Below are 9,533 nucleotides of genomic sequence, written 5' to 3'. Positions count from 1 at the left end.
GCCCCCGACCAACGGGAGGGGGGTCCGGGGGGACCACCGTGGTCCCCCCGGTTCTTCCTTCAAAGGTTCTTCGTGGACTTCATCCTCATCCAGTTCCTGACCGGCCTCGCGAACGCCTCGGCGCTGTTCCTGATCGCGTCCGGACTGACCGTGATCTTCGGCGTCACGCGCATCGTGAACTTCGCGCATGGCAGCTTCTACATGCTGGGCGCCTACCTCACCTGGACGATCACGCGCGCACTGTGGGACTGGGGTGGCCGCGAGCCGGCGCTGTTCATCGCCGGCATCCTGCTCGCGGCACTCGCAGTCGGCGCAATCGGTGCGCTGATCGAGATCGCCCTGCTGCGCCGCATCTACCGTGCGCCCGAGCTGTTCCAGCTGCTCGCCACCTTCGGCGTGGTGCTGATGATCCAGGACATCGCGCTCGCCGTCTGGGGCCCCGAGGACCTTCCCCTCCCCCGCCCCCCATGGCTGCGCCGCTTCGTCGAGATCGCGGGCAGCCGGTTCCCACAGTACGACCTGATCCTGATCTTCGTCGGCCCCACCGTGCTGGCGCTGCTGTGGTTCCTGTTCCAGCGCACACGCGTCGGCGTGCTGGTGCGCGCGGCGACCCAGGACCGCGAGATGGTCGCGGCTCTGGGTGTGGATCAGCGGGTTCTCTTCACCGGCGTGTTCTTCCTCGGCTCGACGCTCGCGGGCCTGGGCGGCGCGATCGTGCTGCCGAGCCAGAGCGCGTTCCTCCAGATGGACCTCGCGATCATTGCCGAGGCCTTCGTGGTCGTCGTGGTCGGGGGCCTGGGGTCCGTTCCGGGTGCGTTCCTTGCCGCGCTGCTGATCGCCGAGGTGCAGGCTTTCGGCATCGTTCTCGTCCCGAAAGCGACGCTGGTGCTGGTGTTCCTGGTGATGGCCGCGGTGCTGATGATCCGCCCCTACGGGCTGCTCGGCCGTCCGCAGGCGCATGCGCGCGCGGCCGCCGGCGCGGTGGAGCCGGTGATCCGACCCGCGCCCGACATCCTGAAATGGACAGGTGCGGCCGCGCTGCTGATCGGCGCCGCCGTGCCCTTCTTCGCCGGACCCTACATCGTGACCGTGCTGGTCGAGCTCGCGGTGTTCGTGCTGTTCGCCGCGAGTCTGCACTTCATGATGGGCACGGGCGGCATCGTCAGCTTCGGCCATGCGGCGTATTTCGGGCTCGGCGCCTACGGGGCGGCGCTCGGGATGCGCTACCTCGCGGTGCCGATGGAGGCGGGGATCGTGCTCGCCCCGCTGCTCGCCGGCGCGTTCGGCCTGGTGTTCGGCTGGTTCGCGGTACGGCTCTCGGGCGTCTATCTCGCCATGCTGACCCTCGCCTTCGCGCAGATCGTCTGGGCGGCGGCGTTCCAGTGGGTGGAGTTCACGGGCGGCGACAACGGCATCCTCGGCGTCTGGCCATCCGAGTGGGCGCGCGAGAAGGGTGCCTATCTCTGGCTCGCGCTCGTCCTCTGCATCGGCGCGACACTGCTGCTCCGCCGCATCATCTATGCGCCGTTCGGCTACGCACTCAGGGCCGCGCGCGATTCCGAACTTCGCGCCGAGGCGATCGGGCTGAACGCGGTGCGCATCCGCCTCGGCGCCTTCGTCATCGCCGCGCTCGGTGCGGGCCTTGCAGGGGGCGTCTACGCCTACGCCAAGGGCAGCGTCTTTCCGACCTACATCTCGATCCCGAAATCGATCGATGCGCTGCTGATGGTCCTGCTCGGCGGGGTGCAGACCGTCTCGGGACCGATCGTCGGCGCGCTCGCCTTCCACACGCTGTTCCTCACCGTGCTCCAGGCCTTCACCTGGTGGCGACTGATTCTCGGACTCGCGATCGTCGCGCTGGTGCTCGCCTTCCCGCAGGGCATCGCCGGCTTCGTCAGGCAGCGCTACGAGCGAGCGCGCGGAATGGAAGCCGCATGAGCGAACTGGTGCTGGAGGCGCGCGGCCTCTCCAAGCGGTTCGGCGGGGTCCACGCGGTGAATGACGTCTCGCTTGCGGTGCGCGAAGGCGAGATGCTGGCGCTGATCGGACCCAACGGTGCGGGCAAGTCCACCTGCTTCAACCTGCTGAACGGGCAGCTCCGCGCGGATGCGGGGGAGGTGCGTCTCTCCGGCGAGACGCTGACCAGCCGGAAGCCGCGCGCGATCTGGCGCCTCGGCGTTGGCCGCACGTTCCAGATCACCGCCACCTTCGCCTCGATGACGGTCCGCGAGAACATCCAGTGCGCGCTGCTCAGCCACCACCGCCGCGTCTGGACGTTCTGGCGCGCCGCGCGGCAGTACTTCGCCGCCGAGGCGGACGCGCTGCTCGCGCATGTCGGCATGATCGAGCAGGCCGACCGCCCCTGCGGCGTGCTCGCCTACGGCGATCTCAAACGCGTCGAGCTCGCGATGGCGCTCGCCAACGACCCGAAGCTGCTGCTGATGGACGAGCCGACCGCCGGGATGGCGCCCACGGAACGCATCGCGCTGATGGAGCTGACGCGATCGCTGGTGCGCGCGCGCGGCCTCGCCTGCCTTTTCACGGAGCACGACATGGACGTGGTGTTCGGCCATGCCGACCGGATCATCGTCATGAACCGCGGGTCGCTGATCGCAGAGGGCGACGCCGCTTCGGTGCGCGCCAATCCGGCGGTGCGCGAGGTGTATCTCGGCTCGGACGAGATGGCGGCGCACTGATGCTGAGCGTCCGGCAGCTCAATGCGTTCTACGGCCGGGCGCATATCCTCCGCGATGTCGCGTTCGAGGTGTCCCGTGGCGAGGTGCTGGTCCTGCTCGGGCGCAACGGCGCGGGCAAGTCCACCACCATGAAGGCGATCATGGGGCTGGTCCGGCCAGCGCCCGGCTCGTCGGTGACCTTCGACGGCGCCGAGATCGCCGGCCGCGCGCCCTACGAGATCGCGCGCCTTGGCCTCGGCTACGTGCCGGAGGACCGGCGCATCTTCACCGACCTCACGGTCACGGAGAATCTCGAGGTCGGCCGGCGGGCGCCGCGCGACGGACTCGACCCTTGGACGCCGGAACGGCTGTTCGCGATCTTCCCCAATCTCGCGCGCATGAAGGACCGCCCCGGCGGACGGATGAGCGGCGGCGAGCAGCAGATGCTGACGATCGCACGCACGCTGATGGGAAATCCGCGCCTCGTCCTGCTCGACGAGCCGTCCGAGGGACTGGCGCCGGTGATCGTGCAGCAGATGGCCGAGGCGATCCGCACGGTGAAGGCAGCGGGGCTGACTGTCGTGCTGTCGGAGCAGAACCTGCATTTCGCCGAGCGCGTCGCCGACCGCGCAGCGATCATCGAGAAGGGCATCGTGCGCTGGACCGGGACGCTCGACGCGCTGCGCGCGGAACCAGGGATCAAGGCGCAGTATCTCTCCGTATGACAGATCGACGACACGGTTGGGCCAACACTTGACAGGCGACGCGGCATCGGGACTCAGAAGGTTATCGCATCATTACGGTGAGGGTCGTCCATGCGCCGTACCATTCCGTTCGCTGCTGTGTCGCTTCTGCTTGCCGCCTGCACAGCCGACCCTGCTGCCCAGCGTCCGGCTACAGGCAGCACGCCGCCTGTGTGCGAGGGACCCCAGCGCGTGGAGGTGGACGGCCGCGGCTGTGTCGCCGTGCGGCGTTTCGGCCAGGCGACGAGCCATACGCTGATCGTCATGCTGCACGGTGACGTCTCGTCCGGCGGCCCCGCGAACTACCACTTCCCGTTCGCCCGGCGGATCGCGGATCGCGTACCGGACGCGGCGGTAGTCGCGCTGGTACGCCCCGGATATCCGGACGGCGCAGGAAATGCCTCCACCGGCACCAACTACAACCGCACCGACCAGTACACCGCCGAGAACATGGACATCATGGCCGGCGCCATCCGGGCGCTGAAGCGCGAGACCGGGGCGACGCGCGTGATCGGTGTTGGGCATTCAGGCGGTGCGGCGACGATCGCCAACATTCTTGCGCGCAATCCGGGGCTGATCGATGCCGCCGCCCTGCTGGCGTGCAACTGCAACATTGCGGCTTGGCGTGATGGATTCGGCCGCCAGCCCTGGACACGCAGCCTCGACCCGTATCGCCTGGCGGACTCGGTGCCCACCACTGCGCAGGTCATCGGCTACACTGGCGCGAACGACACCAATGCCTTCCCATCGCAGAAGCGGAGCTATATCGAGAGGCTGAGCGCGCGCGGTGTGCGCGCCGAAATGCGTATTGTTCCAGGCGCCGGACACAACAGCATCGACGCAATGTGGCAGGCCGGTCTGTCCGACTGGGTTGCGCGGGAGGCGTCCCGCCGCCCGACGTCCTAGCCCTGCGACCGCGCATCGGTGCAGCGTCGCTGCGGGCAGCCTACTCCGTCATGTTCGAAGTGAGCCCGCGCGTGTCGAGATGCGTGAAGTTCTCGCTCGGATAGGCCTTGATGAAGCCCTTGAACGAGAACCACACCCCGATCGGCCAGACATGCCAGTGCCGTGGCAGCTCACCGAACGGGATCGTGCCGGCGCTCACCTTCTCGGCCTTCCGTTCGAACAGTACGGGCGAATAGAACAGCTTTCCATCGTTCTGCCACTCCTGGAGGATCGTCGCGACCTTGGTGCAGGACATGCCGGAGACGATGAAGTCGATGGCGCTGTAGGCCATGTGCTGGCTGGTCTTGGCGCGCCCGGTGTAGCCCTTCGAGGAGTCGCTCGACGCCTGGTTGTAGGCCTCACTGCGATAGACGCTCTGCAGCGAGATCGACTTGCCGAGCTCGGCGCGCAGCGCGTCGAGCACAATGATGGTCGGGATGATGTTGTCCCAGAGCCGCATCGGCGGCTTGCTGTTCCGGGTGCCGAACTTGTTCTTCCAGGTCGTTCGGGTCAGCAGCTCCTGGTAGCCGAAATGCTTCAGCCCGATCCGGTTGATTTTCGTCGCGAAGGCAGTCTCGTCGAAGGACATGGGCCGTTCCTTCCGTCGCATGTTCGCGGATCGTGAAGGTCTAGCTGCTCAAGATTGCAGTCATGTGTCCGGACCGTCATGTTCATCCAAGCCCGTCCGAAGCGTCGGTTGATCCGTCTTAGCAACACTCAGCGGGCAGGCTGCTCCGGCCCGGCGGCGCGGGCGAGCGCCGCGATCGCCGGCAGTGCGGCCGCCGCGACCGTCGCCATCGCGAGGAAGGCGCCCCCTCCCAGCCGGGCATAGAGCAGGCCTGAGGCCTGGGTGAGCAGCGCGTTCGCAAGGCCGGGGCCGAACGAGGCGTGCAGGCTCTGCGCGGTTGCGCCGCGCTCGGGCGGCACCAGCGTGCCGATCAGCTGTGCCGCACCCAGCATGGTCATCGCGAAGCTCGCCGCGTGCAGCGGTTGCAGGACGGCGAGGGCGAGCGGGGTGGTGGTCAGTGCGGTGCCGATCCAGCGCAGGCTCGCCGCGGCCGCACCCGCCGCCATCAGCCGGACCGGCCCGAGGCGGGAGACAACGTCGCGGCCGAAGGTCAGCAGCAGCACCTCGACCACGACGCTCTCGACCCAGAGCGCGCCGATCAGCGGCGGGCCGAGGCCGGCGCGTCCCCAGTGCAGCGCCGAGAAGGCGTAGTAGAGCGCGTGGCTCCCCTGGATCAGCCCCGAGGCGACCAGCAGCAGGAGGAAATCGCGGCTCCGGAAGAGCGCGAGCGCGCCGCGCCCGCCCGGTGCCACCCGGCTGACGCCGAGCGCCGGCAGCCCCAGGCTCGCGAGCACGACTGCCGCCTGGCAGGCGAGCAGCAGCAGCGGCAGCGCGACGTCCCCACCCGCGCCGATCAGCACGCCGGCGAGCCCCGTCAGCGCCATGAACGAGACCGAGCCCGCCGCGCGCATCCGCCCGAAATCACCCTGGCCGCTCGCCGCTGCGCGCACCGCGAGCGAATCCGCGATCGGCACCAGCGGCCCGGTCGCCGCGCCCGACAGCACCACCGCCAGCGCGAGCACCCACGGCACCGGCACCAGCAGCAATGCGCTCGCTGCCATCGCCAAGGCGGCGAAAACGAACACCACCCGCCGGCGATCGCCGAGCCGATCGGCAAGCGCGGCGGCGCTGGGCGCGACGACCAGCCGCGCCAGCATGGCCAGCGCCAGCGCCTGTCCGATCGCCTCCGGCCGAAGGCCGCGCGCCGCGAGGAAGGGCGGCAGGAAGGGCAGCGACGCCCCGGGTGCCGCGAAGGCCGTCGCATAGAACAGGGCCAGCCGTCGCGCCGGGGTCATGGCCGCCCGCATACGGAGGGGCGGGCCGCGCCGCAAGCGGGTCACGGCATGGGGTGATCCGCCCCGTCAACCGGATCGTGATGCCGATCCGCCACACCTGTGGCGTGCTTCACGCGCGTGTGGCTTGGCCATGCCGCCCGGGCCGTCGATTGTTCGCCGCCATGGTCCGCCTGTTGGTCGTCGCCCTCGCCCTCACCGTCGCCGTCTGGCCCCGTGCCGCCGATTCCGGCAGCGGGCGCGGCCCTGTGGTTCTGGAGCTGTTTACCAGCCAGGGCTGCTCGGCCTGCCCGCCTGCTGACAAGCTGCTGGCCAGGCTCGCGCGTGACAGCGGCGTGATCGCGCTGTCGTTCCACGTGCCATACTGGGACCATATGGGCTGGCGCGATCCCTTCGCGCTGGCGGTTTCCGTGCAGCGTCAGCGCGGCTATGCCCGGGCGATGAAGGAGCGCTCGATCTACACGCCGCAGCTCGTCGTCCAGGGCACCGCGCATACCGTCGGCCACGATCGGGCCGCGATCGAGCGGCTGATGACGCAGGCGCCGACCGCGGCGATGATCGTCGTCTCCGTCGCATCACGGCAGCCGCCGACCCTGTCCGTCACGGTTCCCGCGCTTGCCCTGCCGCAGGGAGGGGCGCAGCTCTGGCTGGTCGCCTATTCGCGGAGCGAGGTCCGGCAGGTGATCGACGGCGAGAACGCCGGGCACACGCTGCACCATACCAACGTGGTGCGCTGGGCCGCGCCGGTCGCGGCGATCGAGGCCGTCCCGGTGGTGCTGACCCTGGCCGCCACCGAAGCCGAGGGCGCGGACGCGGTCGCCCTGGTGCTCCAGCGCCCGCGCCACGGGCCGATCCTGGCGGCCGGGCAGGTCGCGCTACGCTGAGCCCAGCACCCGCGACTTCGCGGTTGCGCCCGCCCGCCCTCTCTGCTCACTCTGGACCCATGCACGGGGCCGTCGAGTCTGCCCGCGTCCGGGCCGTGCTGGGCCCGACCAACACCGGCAAGACCCATCTCGCGATCGAGCGGATGCTGGCCCATGCCACGGGGGTGATCGGCTTCCCGCTGCGCCTGCTCGCGCGCGAGAACTACGACCGCATCGCCGCGCGGATGGGGCTGGCGCGCGTCGCGCTGGTGACCGGCGAGGAGAAGATCGTCCCGCCGGGCGCGCGCTGGTTCTGCTGCACGGTCGAGGCGATGCCGCTGGACCGACCGTTCGCCTTCCTGGCCGTGGACGAGATCCAGCTCTGCGCCGACCCCGATCGCGGCCACGTCTTCACCGACCGGCTGCTGCACGCGCGCGGCCGCGAGGAGACCATGTTCCTGGGCGCCGAGACGATCCGCCCGCTGCTCCGCCGCCTCGTGCCCGACGCCGAGATCGAGACCCGCCCGCGCCTCTCCGCACTCGCCCATGTCGGGCACGCCAAGCTCTCGCGCCTGCCGCCGCGCACCGCGATCGTCGCGTTCTCGGCCGCCGAGGTCTATGCGATCGCAGAGGCGCTGCGCCGGCGCCGCGGCGGCTGTGCGATCGTGATGGGCCGCCTGAGCCCCCGCACGCGCAACGCCCAGGTGGCGATGTACCAGGCCAAGGAGGTGGATTTCCTGGTCGCGACCGATGCGATCGGGATGGGGCTGAACATGGACGTGAACCATGTCGCCTTCGCTGGCCTGTCGAAGTTCGACGGGCATCGCGCGCGCGGGCTCCATGCCACCGAGGTCGCCCAGATCGCCGGGCGCGCCGGCCGCGGCATGGCCGACGGCACCTTCGGCACCACCGCCGAGGCGGCGGGGCTGTCGGCCGAGATCGTCGAGGCGGTCGAGGCGCACCGGTTCGACCCGCTGCAGCACCTGATCTGGCGCAACGCAGCGCTCGACTTCGCGAGCCTCGGCGGGCTGCTCGGCTCGCTCGACCGCCCCCCGCCCGGTCCTGGCCTGGTGCGCGGACCGGACGCCGCGGATCACCTTGCCCTCGCCGCGCTCGCCCGCGACCCCGAGATCGCTGCCCTCGCCCGCGATCGCCGCGCCGTCGCGCTGCTGTGGGACGCCTGCCAGGTGCCGGACTACCGCCACCTCGGCGACGACTCGCACGCGCGGATCTGCGCGCGGATCTTCCGGTTCCTGCACGACCGGCCGCACCGGGTCGATCCGGCCTGGGTGCACCGCGAGCTCGACCTGCTCGACCGGACCGACGGCGAGCTCGACACGCTGATGGCGCGCATCGCCTCCGCGCGCACCTGGTCCTACATCGCCGGCCGCCCGGGCTGGCTCGCCGACGCCGCGCCGCTGATCGAGCGCTGCCGGACGCTCGAAAACCGGATCTCCGACGCGCTGCACGAGACACTGACCGCGCGCTTCGTCGACCGCCGTGCCGCGCATCTGATCCGCCGCCTCGACGCCGCCTCCGACGCGGAGTTGCTCTCGGCGGTCACGCGCGACGGCACGGTGGTGGTCGAGGGCCACGCGGTCGGGCAGGTCGAGGGGTTCGTGTTCCACCCTGACCCGGAGGCGGATGGTGTCGGCAAGCAGGCCGTGCTGCGCGCCGCCCGCCGCGCCCTGGCCGCGGAGGTGCCGCGCCGGGTCGCCGCGCTGGAGGCCGACGCCGACACGGCCTTTGCCTTCATCCCCGCCGGGCGGATCGCCTGGCGCGGCGCCGAGGTCGCGCGGCTTAGGCCCGGCGCCTCGGTGCTGCGGCCGCTGGTTGAGGTGCCGGGCGGGGAATTTCTCGACGGCGCCCAGCGCGAGCGCGTCCGTGCGCGCACCGCTGCCTGGCTCGCTGCGCAGGTTGCGGCGACGCTCGAGCCGCTGCTGGCCCTCGGTCCCGCGGCCTCGGACCCGGCGCTGCGCGGGCTCGCCCATCTGCTGCAGGAGGGGCTCGGGGTGGTGCCGCGCGCGGACGTCCCGGCGTCCGGATTGGACCGCGGGCGGCTGAAGGCGCTCGGTGTGCGGCTCGGCCGCCATGCGGCGTTCCAGCCCGCGCTGATCCGCCCCGGCGCCACGGCGCTGCGCGCGCAGCTCTGGGCGGTCTGGCGCGGGGTCGTGCCGCCGCCGCTGCCGACGGCCGGCGCCGTCGCGTTGCGCCCCGACGGGTCCTGGCCCGAGGGCTGGATCGAGATGCTGGGCTACCTCCCGCTCGGCCCGGTCGCGGTGCGGCTGGACGTCGCGGAGCGGATCGGCGCCGAGCTTGTCCATCTCACCCGCGCGGGGGCACAGGCCCTGCCCGCCGGCCTGCCGCGCCGGCGCGGCGGCCGCGGGGCCGCGCTCCCTGCGGTGCGGCGCGGCCGGGGGGGCGCGCGCCGGCCGGGGGGGGGCGGG

General features: G+C 71.2%; 8 protein-coding genes. 6 read left to right on the top strand and 2 right to left on the bottom strand.

Features of this window, described 5'->3' with window-relative positions:
* Window positions 1–72 precede the first annotated feature (72 nt).
* The 4 genes from ACTIFU_RS20145 (at window position 73) to ACTIFU_RS20130 (ending at window position 4,324) form a co-directional block, all read left to right on the top strand.
* The gene (locus ACTIFU_RS20145) at window positions 73–1,938 is read left to right on the top strand and encodes an ABC transporter permease (RefSeq protein ID WP_439580108.1); all 1,866 of its coding nucleotides are present in this window, start codon (window positions 73–75) and stop codon (window positions 1,936–1,938) included.
* Window positions 1,935–2,696 carry an ABC transporter ATP-binding protein gene (locus ACTIFU_RS20140; protein WP_439580107.1) on the top strand — a complete coding sequence of 254 codons (762 nt, stop codon included), beginning with the start codon at window positions 1,935–1,937 and terminating at the stop codon, window positions 2,694–2,696. The genes ACTIFU_RS20145 and ACTIFU_RS20140 overlap by 4 nt, the downstream gene beginning before the upstream one ends.
* The gene (locus tag ACTIFU_RS20135; RefSeq protein ID WP_439580106.1) at window positions 2,696–3,400 is read left to right on the top strand and encodes an ABC transporter ATP-binding protein; all 705 of its coding nucleotides are present in this window, start codon (window positions 2,696–2,698) and stop codon (window positions 3,398–3,400) included. Before ACTIFU_RS20140 ends, ACTIFU_RS20135 begins: the two co-directional genes overlap by 1 nt.
* Window positions 3,401–3,610: 210 nt before the next feature.
* Window positions 3,611–4,324, top strand: coding sequence for an alpha/beta hydrolase family protein (locus ACTIFU_RS20130; protein WP_439580105.1), 714 nt, complete (start codon window positions 3,611–3,613; stop codon window positions 4,322–4,324).
* A gap of 40 nt (window positions 4,325–4,364) precedes the next feature.
* Here ACTIFU_RS20130 and ACTIFU_RS20125 read toward each other — a convergent pair whose 3' ends face one another.
* Together ACTIFU_RS20125 and ACTIFU_RS20120 are read right to left on the bottom strand one after the other, a co-directional pair.
* A complete protein-coding gene (locus ACTIFU_RS20125) occupies window positions 4,365–4,952 on the bottom strand; it encodes a D-Ala-D-Ala carboxypeptidase family metallohydrolase (protein ID WP_439580104.1) in 588 nt (195 codons plus the stop codon).
* Window positions 4,953–5,080: 128 nt separating this feature from the next.
* Window positions 5,081–6,226: an MFS transporter gene (locus ACTIFU_RS20120; RefSeq protein ID WP_439580103.1), complete on the bottom strand. Its 1,146-nt coding sequence runs from the start codon at window positions 6,224–6,226 to the stop codon at window positions 5,081–5,083.
* Between the two features lie 161 nt (window positions 6,227–6,387).
* Between ACTIFU_RS20120 and ACTIFU_RS20115 the strand changes: the two genes are divergently transcribed.
* Together ACTIFU_RS20115 and ACTIFU_RS20110 are read left to right on the top strand one after the other, a co-directional pair.
* On the top strand, window positions 6,388–7,107 hold the full coding sequence (locus ACTIFU_RS20115; RefSeq protein WP_439580102.1) for a DUF1223 domain-containing protein: 720 nt from the start codon (window positions 6,388–6,390) through the stop codon (window positions 7,105–7,107).
* Between the two features lie 59 nt (window positions 7,108–7,166).
* A partial coding sequence (locus ACTIFU_RS20110) for a helicase-related protein (protein ID WP_439580101.1) occupies window positions 7,167–9,533 on the top strand: 2,367 nt, incomplete at its 3' end.

The organism is Elioraea sp., from assembly GCF_051860475.1.
In the GTDB taxonomy this organism is placed as follows: Bacteria; Pseudomonadota; Alphaproteobacteria; order Acetobacterales; family Acetobacteraceae; genus Elioraea.
The sequence above is the reverse complement of the archived record's forward strand: the minus strand, read 5'-3'. Positions and strand labels throughout refer to the sequence as shown.